Annotated in this window: 13 protein-coding genes and 2 tRNA genes; 11 read left to right on the forward strand and 4 right to left on the reverse strand. The window is 45.1% G+C overall.

From position 1 onward, the window contains the following. Positions 1-120: 120 nt before the first annotated feature. A complete protein-coding gene (locus VFC92_00200) occupies positions 121-1,179 on the reverse strand; it encodes a DUF4421 domain-containing protein (GenBank protein ID HZK06596.1) in 1,059 nt (352 codons plus the stop codon). A gap of 192 nt (positions 1,180-1,371) precedes the next feature. Here VFC92_00200 and VFC92_00205 point away from each other — a divergent pair. From VFC92_00205 to VFC92_00215, 3 genes are all read left to right on the forward strand, one after another. Next, positions 1,372-1,443: transfer RNA gene (locus tag VFC92_00205), tRNA-Arg, on the forward strand. 82 nt (positions 1,444-1,525) lie between these two features. After that, positions 1,526-3,250: a nucleoside-triphosphatase gene (locus VFC92_00210; protein ID HZK06597.1), complete on the forward strand. Its 1,725-nt coding sequence runs from the start codon at positions 1,526-1,528 to the stop codon at positions 3,248-3,250. A 185-nt stretch (positions 3,251-3,435) separates the two neighbouring features. Continuing rightward, positions 3,436-5,814 (forward strand): glycosyltransferase, encoded by a 2,379-nt coding sequence (locus VFC92_00215; GenBank protein ID HZK06598.1) that lies wholly within the window; start codon positions 3,436-3,438, stop codon positions 5,812-5,814. 240 nt (positions 5,815-6,054) lie between these two features. Here VFC92_00215 and VFC92_00220 read toward each other — a convergent pair. Both VFC92_00220 and VFC92_00225 read right to left on the reverse strand, forming a co-directional pair. Continuing rightward, positions 6,055-6,128: transfer RNA gene (locus tag VFC92_00220), tRNA-Asn, on the reverse strand. Continuing rightward, positions 6,119-6,262 carry a hypothetical protein gene (locus VFC92_00225; GenBank protein HZK06599.1) on the reverse strand — a complete coding sequence of 48 codons (144 nt, stop codon included), beginning with the start codon at positions 6,260-6,262 and terminating at the stop codon, positions 6,119-6,121. Before VFC92_00225 ends, VFC92_00220 begins: the two co-directional genes overlap by 10 nt. Positions 6,263-6,729: 467 nt before the next feature. On the opposite strand from VFC92_00225, the gene VFC92_00230 reads away from it, so the two are divergent. From VFC92_00230 to VFC92_00265, 8 genes are all read left to right on the forward strand, one after another. Next, positions 6,730-7,374, forward strand: coding sequence for a vWA domain-containing protein (locus VFC92_00230; GenBank protein ID HZK06600.1), 645 nt, complete (start codon positions 6,730-6,732; stop codon positions 7,372-7,374). Positions 7,375-7,488: 114 nt separating this feature from the next. Further along, the gene (locus tag VFC92_00235) at positions 7,489-8,466 is read left to right on the forward strand and encodes a restriction endonuclease (GenBank protein ID HZK06601.1); all 978 of its coding nucleotides are present in this window, start codon (positions 7,489-7,491) and stop codon (positions 8,464-8,466) included. 56 nt (positions 8,467-8,522) lie between these two features. Further along, positions 8,523-9,644 carry a hypothetical protein gene (locus VFC92_00240; GenBank protein ID HZK06602.1) on the forward strand — a complete coding sequence of 374 codons (1,122 nt, stop codon included), beginning with the start codon at positions 8,523-8,525 and terminating at the stop codon, positions 9,642-9,644. A gap of 94 nt (positions 9,645-9,738) precedes the next feature. Beyond that, positions 9,739-10,578, forward strand: a complete 840-nt coding sequence (locus tag VFC92_00245; GenBank protein HZK06603.1) for a hypothetical protein — start codon at positions 9,739-9,741, stop codon at positions 10,576-10,578. A 173-nt stretch (positions 10,579-10,751) separates the two neighbouring features. After that, positions 10,752-11,735 carry an adenosine kinase gene (locus tag VFC92_00250; protein ID HZK06604.1) on the forward strand — a complete coding sequence of 328 codons (984 nt, stop codon included), beginning with the start codon at positions 10,752-10,754 and terminating at the stop codon, positions 11,733-11,735. 352 nt (positions 11,736-12,087) lie between these two features. After that, entirely contained in the window at positions 12,088-12,705 is a 618-nt protein-coding gene (locus VFC92_00255; protein HZK06605.1) for a MotA/TolQ/ExbB proton channel family protein, read from the forward strand. Positions 12,706-12,723: 18 nt separating this feature from the next. Further along, positions 12,724-13,134 (forward strand): biopolymer transporter ExbD, encoded by a 411-nt coding sequence (locus tag VFC92_00260; protein ID HZK06606.1) that lies wholly within the window; start codon positions 12,724-12,726, stop codon positions 13,132-13,134. 33 nt (positions 13,135-13,167) lie between these two features. Further along, complete coding sequence (locus tag VFC92_00265; protein HZK06607.1) at positions 13,168-13,950, forward strand: energy transducer TonB; 783 nt, start codon at positions 13,168-13,170, stop codon at positions 13,948-13,950. 456 nt (positions 13,951-14,406) lie between these two features. Here VFC92_00265 and VFC92_00270 read toward each other — a convergent pair whose 3' ends face one another. After that, a complete protein-coding gene (locus VFC92_00270) occupies positions 14,407-14,805 on the reverse strand; it encodes a DUF1232 domain-containing protein (GenBank protein HZK06608.1) in 399 nt (132 codons plus the stop codon). Positions 14,806-14,967: the final 162 nt, after the last annotated feature.

Here is a 14,967-nt window from a genome sequence, read left to right on the forward strand (position 1 = left end):
GAAGAGTCGGATGAAAGGAGTTGTCGCGTTGTCATTTTATCAAGTTGTCGGCATTTTAGCCTGCTGGCAATCTAATAATTTCTACTTACTATTTTCTCATCGTTCACTTCTCACCTCTTTCTAATAAGGCAGCGCCGGCAGCGGAAGTGGCTTTTTAAGCATGAAGCGGTGCGCCACCGTGAGTCGCACATAACCATGCTGTATCTGAATCTGGTTTTTGTCGCCCGACGGGCGGTTGATCTGGTTGAAGCTTGCCAGGGTAACGCCTGCAAACCATTTCGCATTATTATAACCCGCAGCCAGTTTAAAAGTGTTGCTCAGATTGGCTTTCAAACTTCCATGACTGTCGGAGCCGTCGGTGGTAAAGATGCGTGTGTAATTGTAGCTCATGCCCAGGTCGAGCGATGCGGAAATAAAAAACCGATGCAGCGCTACCAACGTGTGGGCATAGCCAAAGCGCGCACTCGTAGTGAAACCTTTGAGGTCGTCATATTTGCCGGTGCCGAAAGCGTTAGTGTAGATCAGATTTTCGGGTACAAAAGCTGAGTCGGCTTGCACGCGCTGATAACTTACCGAGGTGCCCAAAATTATAGAACCGGCGCTGCGCCGTTGAACTTCCGTTTGTGAAAAGGAAGCGATGTACGAAAAGCGCTGCGGGTTGAAAACGTGTGTGTAGTTGGCACCAGTGGAAAATACGCGTATGTCAGGGCGCAGCTGATAACTCTCCGGGTCGTCCCATCCTTCTATCATGGCGGCGCTGTTGTCGAGATAAAAGCCCTCGTACTTTTGCAGATAAAGATCAAAGACGCCTTTGCGCAACAGCAGGTTGGTTTGCAGATCCAGATAGCTGGTTTCGCCATAGTGCTGATTGCTTTCGCGATTTACAATTTTATAATCAATCGAAAATCCAAGCCACTTATAGCTGAGTCCTACCCCGATCGTTTGATTGCCGTTGGGTTCGTAATCGAGCGAGTAGTCGCCGGACGCACTTTCGATGCCGAGGAAAAGAAATTTGTTATTCAAAAAAGCTTTTATGGTGAGCGCCCGCGGAAATGTTTGGATGTAAAATGTGTCGACGGAAGCTTCAAATACGCGCAACGGATTTTGTGCCACAGCTCGCAGACCGCACAAATGCATTGAAACCAGAGCAGCGATCATAAAAATTTTACGCAAGGTCATCGTAATTATTTTTGATTTCAAAATTTCACTTTAAATTTACGCTCTTTAATTTTTATCCTTCAATCTCTATCCTCAAATTTCCAACCTCTTCTTTTAAAAATATTACACTTACTTTGCGACCTGCAAAAACATCAAATGGCGGTGGTATGTTGCCCGATGGCATTTTATTTTTAAATTTGCAACCGATATCACGGCCCCATAGTTCAATGGATAGAATGTCAGATTCCGAATCTGATGATCTGGGTTCGAATCCCGGTGGGGTCACCCGATAAGCCTGATTTTACAACAAAGTCAGGCTTTTTTATTGGTTCCCGTCCCTGGACGGATTATCGGATAATGGTTTACAATGAGCGGCAGCAATCCAACATATCAACAACCTGTTCCCGACAGCCGGTGGCTGCAGGCCAGTGTAGTGGGCAGCCTTTGGGCCTCGATAGAGATTATTCTGGGCAGCTTCATGCACAATCTGCAAATGCCGTTTGCCGGGACTATGCTCGCAATGCTTGGCGTGATGCTGCTCACAGCTTTTCACCAACGGTGGCGGGTGAAGGGACTTTTCTGGCGGGCAGGAATTATCTGCGCGTTGATGAAATCTATCTCGCCCAGCGCCATCCTGCTTGGCCCCATGACCGGGATCCTTGCCGAAGCGCTGCTGCTCGAACTGGTGGTGCGTATGGCCGGCGCCAATCTCGTTGGGTACCTGTTGGGTGGTGCGGTAGCGCTCAGTAGTGCCATCGTCCACAAGATGGTTACCCTCCTCATTATGTATGGTTTCGATTTTGTAAATGTAATTGTTAACCTTTACGCTTATGCCGCCGATCAACTCGGATTTGCAGAACTTGGCCCCCTGCAGGCACTCTGGATGCTGTTCGCTTTTTATGCGCTGTTGGGAATCGTTGCCGCTGCGGCAGGATATGGTGTCGGTAAGAAATCCCTACGGATTCCAGTTTCCGATTCGGTCCAATCCACCGACATCAGTGCAGACAGCGATATGTTTGCCATAGCTCAAAGCCAGCATTTTTCGGTGCCTTTGTTGTTTTATCATCTCTTTGCCATTGCTGGAAGTCTGGTCATCATGACCTATTATTCGGTGGTGGTGGGAGCTGTTTTTGTGGCCACTTACGTGGGATATTGCATCATCCACTACCGTCGGTCGTTGCAGCACCTGAAGCGTCCGTGGTTTTGGGTGCAGGCGCTGGTGCTAACATTTTTGGCAGTGGTATTTTATAATGGTATCGACAGTGGGAATCTTTTCAGCCGCGAAGGTTTGGCTGCCGGCTTAACGATGAATATGCGCGCTGTATTGATAGTGGTAGGGTTTTCGGCTATCAGCGTGGAGCTGCGCAACCCTGTGGTAAAGGCCGTTCTTATGCGGCGCGGGCTGGCACAATTGTATATTTCGCTGGGGCTTGCTTTTTCGGTGTTGCCCGTGTTGGTGCGGGAGTTTGACCGGCCGGTTGTGCTGCTGCGGTATCCTTTGCGCAGCCTTATGCGTGCGCTCAGTCGGGCCGACGCGTTGCTGGAGAAATTTACGGAGCATGCCACCAAGCCCAAAGTAGTAATCATTACCGGCGAAAAACACAGTGGAAAGACAACCTTTGCGCTCGATCTGGTAAATCATTTCAAAGAAAAAGGCATCGCTTTGGGCGGCTTTGTGGCTCCCGGTTATTTTGTCGACAACCGGCGTGTGTCGTTCGATTTGCAGGCATTGGCAACGGATCAAAAATATCCGTTGTGCAGCATCCATCCCGGCAACGGTATTCGCATTGGACCTTTTTGGTTTGATGAAAAAACTCTGCAAATTGGAAACCGATTGCTCGATCCTGCACAGTTGGGAGCGGCTGAAATTGTTTTTATCGACGAGGTGGGCCCACTCGAGTTGAAGGGCGACGGCTGGGCTGCGGCCATCGACAAGCTGATGCAACATCCGCGCTTCACCCTGGTAATGGTGGTGCGCCGCAGCATGGTGGAGCAGGTCATCAACCGGTGGCAGGTTATCAACGTAAAAGTGTTCGACATCGGGATTCCGGGACAGGCTGTAGAAGCGCAGAAATATTTTGAGGACGATTAATAAGAAAGAGTTCCGGAGTTAGCCTATGTAATTTTTGAATAAATGGTTGGAATTTGATGTTAATAACCAAGTGTTTTATTTATTCATCAAAGCTTTTTGTAAAAATTTCCTAATTATTTAGCCGAAATATGGGCACCAGTAGTTTTTGTGCTTATTTTTGAGGCTGATAAAAAACTTACCAGACTATGAAACAGAAAAAACAAAGACCGCTAAGCGAAGAATCGAAAACCCGTAAAGCTGCTAACGCCATCGATAAGAAAGCCAAAACCATTGCCAAAAAGGTGAAAGGTGAAGTGGACAAGAATGTAAAGCCCGAACCAGCAACTGACGAGGCTGCCAAAAGATCGCTGATATCAGAAAAATCCAAGGCATCAAAAACTTCTGAACAATTGTTGCCGCCAACTTCTTTAATCGATTCTAAGCCCTCGGCAGCAGCAGAGGAGGCGCCGCAGCCATTATCTGTAAAAGATACGCCACCCGCTAGCGCACCAACAGAAAAAACAACTCCTGAAAATCCGGTTCCTGATCGTACAGTGAGCGATGGTGCAGCGCCACGTGACGCTAATGAGCCGATTCACGGGGCTACCATTGCCGCTCCCGACGATTCGGCTACACCGGTGGGCGCTGCCGAAACCACTCCCGCACGCGAAACCCATAATGATAACCCTCAGCTTGATAAAGATCCGCAAGATGAAGCAAATCCCCTGGAGACGCTCTCCGAAGAAGAATTGGAGAATACTTTGCTCACAGAGGTAGCCTGGGAAGTATGCAATCAGGTGGGGGGTATTTATACGGTGATACAATCCAAAGTGCCCGCCACCAAGCTAAAGTGGAATGACAATTACCTGCTGCTGGGACCTTATTTTCTTGATCAGGCTGCTGCTATCTTCCAACCCGACAAATCGCTTTATGACGAGGCCGACCCCGAAGAGGAAGAAGAGACAACTCCCGACCCGGTGAAGGAGATTGTAAAAAACATGAACAGCATGGGTTTTAAAGTGCATTATGGCACCTGGCTCATCGACGGGCGTCCACGCACCGTGCTCTTCGACCCCGACGCGCTGCTACCTCGTGTGCACGAGTACAAATATCTGATGTGGGAACATCATGGCATCTCCCTGCCCGGCAACGACAAACTCATCGACCAGGTGGTAGCTTTTGGATTTCAGGTGTATGAGTTTCTGCGGCAGCTGGCTGGTCACGAATATAACAACAAGAAAGTGCTGGCACATTTCCATGAATGGATGTCTGGCGTACCCATACCCGAGCTGCGCCGCAATCACATCAACGTGAAGACGGTATTTACCACGCACGCCACCATGCTTGGGCGCTATCTGGCCATGAACGATGCGCAGTTTTACGACCATCTGCCTTTTTACAATTGGGAGCAGGAAGCCACCCACCTCAACATCCTGCCCATCGTCAACATCGAGCGGGCGGCCTCGCATGGCGCGCATATCTTTTCGACAGTGAGCGATATCACTGCCTACGAATGTGAATATCTGATTGGCCGCAAACCCGAAGCAGTGCTGCCTAACGGACTAAATATTTTGCGCTTCGAGGCATTGCATGCTTTTCAGAATCTGCACAAGCAATACAAAGTCAAGATTCATGAGTTTGTGATGGGACATTTCTTTCACAACTACTCCTTTGATCTTGATAAAACGCTATATTTTTTCACTTCCGGACGCTTTGAATATTACAACAAAGGCTTTGACCTGACGCTGGAAGCGCTGGCCCGCCTCAACTGGAAGATGAAGTCGCAGGGCATCGACAAAACGGTGGTGATGTTTTTTGTTACTAAAAATCCTTACCACTCTATGAACTCCAACGTGCTGGAGTCGCGTGCAAGGCTGGAAGAGATCAACCGCAACTGTATCGATATTCAGGAAGCGCTGGCCGAAAAGCTCTTCAACGAGATGGTGTCGCGCCACGACCTGGACGAATTGCCAAACTTTAACGATCTGGTGGACGACTACCTGTCGCTGCGGCTGAGACGCAACATCAAAACATGGCGCAACAAACGCATGCCTTCCATCGTGACGCACAATCTTGTGGACGAGGCAAAAGATCCCATCATGAACTTTTTAAAAATGGCGCATCTGCTCAATTACCGCGAAGACCGTGTGAAGGTGGTGTATCATCCCGATTTTATCTCAACGGCCAATCCGCTGTTCCGCATGGAATATTATCAGTTTGTCAGGGGTTGCCATCTGGGTATTTTCCCGAGCTATTACGAACCGTGGGGTTACACACCGCTGGAGTGTGCTGCCAGCGGCGTGCCGAGTATTTCCACCGATCTGGCCGGATTTGGCTCTTATGTACTCAACCATGTGTCCAACCACGACGAGAAAGGTCTCTACATCCTTCCACGCAAACACCGTTCGGACAATGACATTGCCGAGGACCTGGCCAACCTGATGTTGGGTATCGTGAAACTCGAACGCCGCGAACGCATAGCGCTACGCAACCGCGTGGAAGAAAATTCGGCCTTGTTTGGATGGCGCCAACTGCGCAAATATTACGACGATGCCTACGCCCGCGTGCTCTCTTTCCAGGATTAACGCTGAGATAAATGATGACTGAAACTTAAATTCCTATTTAAAATAAAAACAGCTCGCCACCGTCAACCTTTAGGGCTTTATAGCAAAGATGTTGAACGCAAATCCGGGAACTTTATCTACAAGAAGTTTGTGTAAGGAATTGAGGGATGGCTTTGTTTAGGCCGATTAAAGTTATGTGGAATGTTTGTACCTATAAAAAAAGCCACTTACAAAAGTTGTTGTAAGTGGCTTTTTCAGTAGCTCCCCCTGCTGGACTTGAACCAGCGACCCTCTGATTAACAGTCAGATGCTCTAACCGACTGAGCTAAGGAGGAATATTTTTCAGAACTTGTGCTTTTTGTAAGGCGGCTGCAAAATTAGATATTGTTTCCAAATTTGCAAGTCTTTCTTGAAATTTTTTCTTCTCCTTAGCAAATGTCAGATGGGTTGTTGGCTGATAAAGGTGCATTGGGTTTTATAAAATGCAATGACGTATCGTAAAGACGCGATGATGCCTTAATAGTGCTCTTGCCATTCAAAGTCTGCAATGCCTGATTTTAAAGCAAAAACTGTGACCGAGGATTTGAAACCCCGCATGATTGAAGGGAGATATGACCCCAATGTAATTTGGCCACAGCTTGTGGCCGAATTGAATCTTCAAGCATTTCCTCATAAACAAACCGCATTCTGCGTAGGTTGCGTTCAGAAAAACCTTTTACCCCAATAAAAAGTGCTTGCCCATTCTGATAAAAAAAGTCTGACGGAGAATCATCATTTTATTTCGATTTTTAGTCTCAAGCTGTGGCGAATCAGGGAATTCAAATCTCTCTAAAAGGGCACAGCCAGACAAAACAATACCTACTGCAAGCTTGTAGAAAATCGTCATGCCTTCCTTCCACCACTATGTTTGCAGCATAATCTTTAAAACATAAAATCATGACGACGAAAAACACAAAAACCTATTACCTGCTTATCCTCGACCGGAGCGGCTCAATGTTAAACGTGGCCGATTTGGCCATCAGCAGTTTTAATGAGCAACTGCAATTGATCAAGAAACTTGACGAAAAGTATCAAGATCAAAAGATGTTGGTTTCTCTCACGCTCTTTAATGATGAAGTTACCCTGCTGACAGATCGTGAAGAGCCTTCCAGAGTTGAAGAGCTGTCCCGAAAAACTTATCAGCCTGGTGGCATGACCGCCTTGCACGATGCGATCGGAGTTTCCGTTAAAAAACTTGACAAGCATATACACGACGAGGTAAAATACGGAATGGCATCGGCAGTGGTTGTTATTATTACAGATGGATACGAAAATGCTTCGCTGGCTTTTGATGGAAGGGCCATTTGCAGCATGATCGAAGAATATGAATCGTCGGGCAACTGGTCGTTCAGCTACATCGGGTCAACCCCTGAAGCGCTCGAAATAGCAAGCAGGATGAATATTCACAAGGACAGGTCAATCAAATTATCCGACAACAACTTTAGCATTGCCTTTTCATTGGTAAATGACAGCGTGGAAAACTACATCATGGAGAAAAGTCAAGGCTATGCCAATTTCAAATTAAAAAATAAAGAACATTAGCAGCTGACATGTTGATAGCAATTACTTGGGCAATTCATAGTATAAAGTAATAGTTCGAACTTTTGTAAACTGAGCGTCAATAATTAACCAACTCCTCTTTAATTTAACTATTTAATGGAAACATTTAGATCCCAATCCAACATTACAAATTTAGCTAGGCCGAACTATGTTGTTGCTCCGAAAAAACCTAAACTTGAAGATTTTGGTCTCGATCATAGCACATATCAATTTGTGAAGAGTTTTAGATGTAAAATTCGAAATGTTGAGTCAAAACTCTATTCTATCTATGTGCTTTTAATCCATTTACTTTTTTCAACTGTAATTTTTCTTAAGTTGTCACAGCCCGGCGAACTACACATGGATTCCGGTTCGATTTTCAATAATCATCTAATACTATTTATTGTAATCAATCTTGCGCATATCCTTCCCAATTTCTTTATTATAATCTTTTTAGATTTGATAAATTTAAACTTTTCAAGTGAGTTTGAAAACTTTTTTGTTAAAATTATTTTAAAACAGGACGATATAGAATTTTATCAAAATAACATGGATTTCGTTTACAGATATGATGATTGTCAGAAAAAATTCGAAGAAGAAGTTCTAGATTTTCATCGCAAATTCCCAAGATCAAAAGAGTTTGGTGATGATTTGACAAACTTTACTTTAGAATGGAATAAGCATCTTGACCGATTGGAAATGGATCAGCTTGAGAGAAGGAGGAAATTGGAATATTGGCGAAATATGGATGGTTTCAAGTTTGAGGTTGAGGTAGCAGATTTATTCCGAAAGCTGGGATATTCTGCAGTTAAGACCAGAGGCTCGGGAGATGGTGGTGTGGACATAGTTTTAATCAATAAAAAGAAAGAGAAAATATACGTTCAATGCAAAAATTATTCTGGAAGGTTGTCTCCATCTGCTGCACGAGATTTTTATGGGGTTCTTATAAAGGATAATGTTCAATCTGGCTATTTAATTTGTTCAGGAGGTTTTTCAGAAAATACGAAAGAATGGGTGAAGGGACTTCCAATTAGATTACTTGACCTAAATCATATTTTGCAACTTAATGAAAAAGCGCAAAAGCAATTAGCCTGAATTAGATGAACATTTAGGCAAAAACTATTAAATTTACCGCCCAAAATACAGTGTCTATGAATGTACATATCATACGAACAGAGGATGTTGATGAGCAGCTTGTGAAAAAAGTACTTTTTGTTCTGAATGCCGTTCCGGGGCCAGTAAAGTATCTGAAAGGCAAAGGTTACATTGATGAGGACTCTCTCGAACCCAACCTGGAAAGGATCAAAAAGGAAGAATTTAACCAAATTTGTTGTGAAGTGCTATTTATGCTATGCCCTAAGGAAATGATTCCCGAAAAAGCAAAGGTTGTTTCGTGGGATAAGCTATTCAAAGCTTGCAACATGTACAGGGAAGAATATGACATTGGCGATGACGAGTTTGTGGTTCTTCTTACAGGACTCAGTAATAAAAACAACTGGTTTTCGGCATTCGACACAAAGCTGCGGCGAGATGCCTTCATTCAGACAACGCTCTGGGATTTTTACAGCCCGGGAAATGAAGTTTACCCTATTGTGTATGAAATAGCTGCCAACGTGTTGCAAAGCCGGATGTTCGACAGTTATGATGAACTTCTGCAAAAGACACATCCGGAACCCATCGGATGCATGAACGACATCAACCAGGACAAGCGAAATATTACTTTTAAACTGCGCACAGGCGATATTTGTGAGAGCTGTCAGCAAATTATCGCTGAGAAGAAAATTGATGTGATGCTTGTGCAGCAGGTATTTTCCATCTTTAATAAAATCAGGTCGGAGATGCTTTACCTCCAGCAATTCAGGATGAACCTGGCTCCGGGTAAAATCATTATCGACATGATGAAAAAGGCGCTTCTATTTCCTGATTACAAGGAGGTGATGGTTAAACTTACGCCTTTGGAAATGACAGTTTACCTGGTGTTGTTCCGTTATGAAAATGGATTGACGTTTGCCGAATTTACGGATCATATTGCCGAAATGGAGGAACTTTACAAAAATCTTACCGCATCGGCTAGTCTGGTGGAGCTGAAGAAAAATATTGAGAATCTGGCCTGGAATAACGACGGATCGCTCAGCCAGAAAATCTCTAACATCAACAGGAAACTAGCAATAGGATTAGGAAACGACGTCTCCGGATTTTATAAGATTCAGGGCGCTGCGGGTGAGCCACGGGTGATTCCAATCGACAGAAAGCTGGTTTCAGTTGATGAATAGAAAACCCGAAAGGGTAATATCTTTCATATTAATATCCAAAACAGAAGAGGATTTTCTACAAAGATTTGAATCGAATAAAATAAAACCTATCAAAATGATTGAACACATTGTAATCCCATTTTTAAGCAGCTTCCTCGGTTTTTGTGGTGCATTGATGATTTACCTTCTAAAAAACAATCATGAGCGAGAAGTTGAGGAGAGGAAACATGAACAACAAATGCATGATAAAATGAAATATTTTTCAGCATTACTTCCTGTCATAATTCAAACAACAAAAAAGCAAATAGAAGAAATGGAAAAGTACATTCAACGGTTATCAGATGAGCCGCTTGAGTTCCATTATTTTAATATTGTTGTCAATGAAAGTTTGAAAAGGGTATCTGAGCGAATGGATCAAAGCGATCTTTTTCATGCAAGTTCTCTCTTACAGCCTGACGGCAAGAAAAGAGCAGATATTTTAGATTGTTTAACAAGCATTGATTTTCTACATCAGGTTACATTCCAAATCTTAGATTTTCATCAAAAAAACATGGAAAATGTTGTTTTACTTGAAAAGACCTACAGAGATACTTCGGAAAAAACACTTGATAAGGTAGGCCTTGAATTAGAGAACCCTAGAAACCCTGGAGGTTTGCAAGAAACTGGATTTAACATTTTCTTAAAAGAATTATTTGAAAATTATCACAAAAAGCTTGATGGAGAAGAAACAATTGCATTGCGACAAGAGCAATTTATTGAGCCATTCATTAGCAAATATTCATCCTTTATACATGAGCCACTGATGAAGGAAATCATCGTTGATTTAAAAAATTGCAGTCATATCTATAATGAAATCAATAAATCTATTGATTTTATGGCAGATACACTTGAGGAATACAAGTTACGTCAAGAGGGCTCTGTTAAAAAAATCGAAGATTATTTTAAAAAACTATGAATTTGAAGAAGGAACCTACAACCTAGACCCAGTCTTTTACATTTAAATTCTACTCTTTTAAACGAAAAAATGATTCATCTCTCTGTTTGATATTAAAACCATTCCTGGTGCCGGCTTTAAAAATTGCCATTACTTTTGCAGAAATATTTTTAATTAAAAAAGGCTTTCGATACATGAAGAAGATATTAGGAATGGGCAACACGCTGGTGGACATTATGGTGCGCGTCCCCGACGAAAAACTGTTACACGAATTTGAACTGGAAAAAGGCGGGATGCGCCTGGTGGATGCCGAATTTATGCAAAAGCTCATCAAGGCGTGCGAGATTTATCCTTCGGAGAAGGCTCCCGGTGGATCAGCCGCCAACACCATGAACGGGCTTGCTAATCTGGGCGTCGCCACAGGTTTCATTGGTAAAGTTGGCAACGATATCAATGGCAATTTTATGGAGGACGACATGATCAGCAACAACATCAGTTCGATGCTGCTGCGTGGCAAAGCGCCCACCGGCGTTGCTCTGGCGCTGGTTACGCCCGATGCTGAGCGTACTTTTGCTGTCAACCTGGGCTGTGCCATCGAGCTGGCTCCCGACGACTTTCACTCCGAGATGTTCCATGGCTATGCCATTTTTCATATCGAAGGTTATTTGGTACAAAATCATGAGCTTCTTCGCACTGCTGTAGCGCTGGCCAAAGAAAATGGCATAAAAGTTTCGCTCGACCTCGCCAGCTTCGATGTGGTGCGCGACAACCTAGACTTCCTGCGCGAAATTCTTACCAACTATGTTGACATTGTTTTTGCCAATGAAGACGAAGCCCGCGCTTTTACGGGCAAAGAACCCGCCGATGCTTTGCACGCTCTGAGCAGCCTGTGTGAAGTGGCAATCGTGAAAACCGGCAAAACCGGCTCGATGGCAAAATATGAGGGTGTTGTATACAAAATTAATGTTCTCCCGGCCACCAGTATCGACACCACCGGAGCAGGTGATTTGTATGCCGCCGGTTTCCTTTACGGGATGGTGCAGGGGCTGTTGCCCGACAAATGCGGAAAAATTGGTTCGTTGCTGGCCGGCAAAGTCATCGAAGTAATGGGCGCCAAGCTGCCACCCGCTTCCTGGAAGCAGATTAACGCACTGGTGAAAGAGATCGAGGAGAATTAATCTCTTGTAGTCGGTCAATTCATTTTTAGGGTTTCGACTACGCTCAACCGCCACACGGTGGTTGAGCGTTGATGAAACGCCGGTGGTTGAGCATTGATGAAACGCCGGTGGTTGAGCGTAGTCGAAACCACACTATGTTTAAGCGTAGTCGAAACCACGTCATAAAAGGGAACAAAGAAAAAAATGCACTTTACAGCCTAATAATAATCTGTTGGTGACGTTAGTGTGATTGTCAAAAAAAATGTAACACACTAAAGCACAAACAATGTTAGCAAGCATTTTATTACAGATGGCACAAGCCGGCCAGACGCTGGGCGAAACTGCCGCGGCAGCCCAAAGCGGCGAAATAAGTATGTCGCTGTGGGATCTGGCGCTCAAAGGCGGCTGGATCATGGCCGTACTGGCAGCGTTCTCCGTCATCGCCATCTACATCTTCATCGAACGGTTTTTGACCATCAACACCGCCTCGCGCGAAGACACCAACTTTATGAACCATATTCGCGACTTTATCCACGATGGCAAGATAGAAGCCGCTCTGGCGATGTGTCGCAAAACAGCCAACCCGATAGCACGGATGATTGAGAAAGGATTGCTGCGTATTGGTAAACCACTCAACGACATCAATGCAGCCATCGAAAATGTGGGCAAGCTTGAGGTGTCGCGGCTCGAAAAAAATATTTCGGGCTTGGCCACAATTGCCGGCGCCGCGCCGATGCTCGGTTTCCTGGGTACCGTTATCGGGATGATTCGTGCTTTTTACGATATGTCGATGGCTGGCAATAATATCGATATCACGTTGCTTTCCAACGGCATCTACCAGGCCATGATCACCACCGTTGCCGGACTTATCGTGGGAATCCTGGCATTTATATGTTATAATATTCTGGTAGCCCGCGTCGAAAAGCTGGTTTTCAAACTCGAAGCCCGTGCCACCGAATTTATGGATGTACTCAACGAGCCGGTGGCTTAGGAATTTAATGTTTTAATTATGGCAATAAAAACCCGAAATAAGCGCAGCATCGAGTTCAGCATGGCCTCCATGTCGGATTTGGTATTTCTGCTGTTGATATTTTTTATGCTCACCAGCACGCTGGTGGCGCCCAATGCCATCAAGCTGCTGTTGCCCCAAAGCAATAGCAAAACAATGGCAACGCAAACGGTGACGGTATATATCAATGATAAAGCCGAATATTTTATTGGCGAAAATCCGGTGGCTCTGGAACAGTTGGAGCCTCTGATCAGCCAGGCGCTGACCGGGCAAACCGAGGCTTCAGTAGTGTTGCGTAGCGACGAAACGGTAGCTGTGCAGCATATCGTTAATGTGATTGATGCTGTAAACAAAGTCAACGAAAAATACAGCACCCGTCACAAAGTGATATTGGCCACCCGGCCTGGATAAAATGTGGATGTAAAGTCAAGGAATTATTTATTAATGAATAATCAAAAAAAATACAATTCGAGTGCAATTGTGGGCACGATTGTTTTCCACGGCTTGGTGGTGGTGTTGCTGCTAATTTTGGCTTTGCGCACACCGTTGCCGCTTCCCGGCGAGGAAGGCGTGGAGGTAAGCCTTGGCTACGATATTACAGGCAGCGGACTGGAACAGCCAAAGAAGCTGCAGCCCATTAACCGCGTACAACCCGTCGTGTCGAAGCCTCCGCAGCCACGCGAAATTGTGACCCAAAGCACCGAAGAGGCTCCTGCCATAGAGGAGGTGAGCAAACCCAAAGAAAAGCCAAAAGAAAAACCAATAGAGCAGCCTGTGGAAGAAGTGAAGCCACCCGAGCCAAAAGTAAATCCCAAAGCGCTTTATACCCCTCAAAAACCTGATGCCAACGAATCGGGTACACAGGGCGACGGTGCCAAAGCCGCCGATCAGGGCAAAGAAATAGGTTCCCCCGATAGCCACAAAGCCGAAGGCAATGCGCAAGCCGGCGATGGAATCTCTTTTAATCTGGAAGGACGCGGCTCGATACATTTGCCCAAGCCTGCCTACAACTCGCCTGAGCAAGGACGTGTGGTGGTGAAGATTTGGGTGAATAAACAAGGCAAGGTAACGCGTGTACAGGCCGGTGTAAAAGGCACCACCATTGCCGACCTCAAGCTTCAGCAGCTCGCCGCCGATGCTGCACAAAAAGCGGTTTTCACACCCAACCGCAACGCCGCCGAGGAGCAATCCGGAACCATCACTTATAATTTCCTAAGGCGAAATTAAGAAAAGCTGGGCGCAAGGTACATGACGCAAGAAAGCTGTGCGCACGGTGGGCCTCCCTCATCATCATCTCCTGAATTCGACAATGCGTTACCCAATTGGGTGGTGCAAAATCTGTAATTTAATGTTCTCGAAGTTAGAAGATGAACCCAAAGGGTTCAAATGTTTATTAGCACAATGAACGCATGGAATCTGTTCGACCCCGTCGGGGTCGCATCATTGTTGTAACAATGTTTTCTATAAACATGCAATCCCTTCAGGATTAAAGGTGCGAAACATGAACGAAGCAAAACAAAGAAATTTTGGTTGCGTCACCCAATTAGGCGATACAAAATCTGTAGTTTAATGGTGTTGAAGTAAGGAAAAAGCTGGGCGCGGGGCACACGGTGGGCTTCCCTTATCATCATCTTTTGTTACTGTATTTTTAATTTTTGCAGCAAAGCGTTCGACAGATATTAATCATTCCGTTATGGTGATTAGCCGGTTTTCGATCTGCTCGAGATGTTCCTGGTTTGCAGTTGGAAACCATTGCTGCAGGCGGGCACGGGCATTTTGTTTTACCTCATCGGTGATGTAATGCGACACCTGCGAGAGTGCAAACATGAGCACTGCCAGGTCATCGGTAAAACCTGCCACCAAAGCGAAGTCGGGGATGATATCAAATGGAAGAATAAAATATCCAAGCGCGGCGGCAATGCCGGCTTTGGCTTTGATGGGAACACTGTTGCTTTGCATCAGATAGTAGAGCAACAATGCCGCATGCACCACCTGCAGTCCGGCGCGGCGCGAATAGTTTTTGATCTTTTTCCAGAAGCCTTGTTCCGTAAAGAAACGGGCAAGTCGGTTATCGTTTTTCAATATTGGTTGTTTTTAAAGGATTTAAAACGAGTGCCCGAAACAATTATTTTGCCATTTTAATTTGGGCATTTCATCGATAAACGTAAGCTGTCTTTAAGAAAGGATTCTTCCACCACCAAATCCCAGGACGGGATACATCGTGCAATGCGGACATTGTAACAA

Source organism: Bacteroidales bacterium (genome assembly GCA_035647615.1).
In the GTDB taxonomy this organism is placed as follows: Bacteria; Bacteroidota; Bacteroidia; order Bacteroidales; family 4484-276; genus SABY01.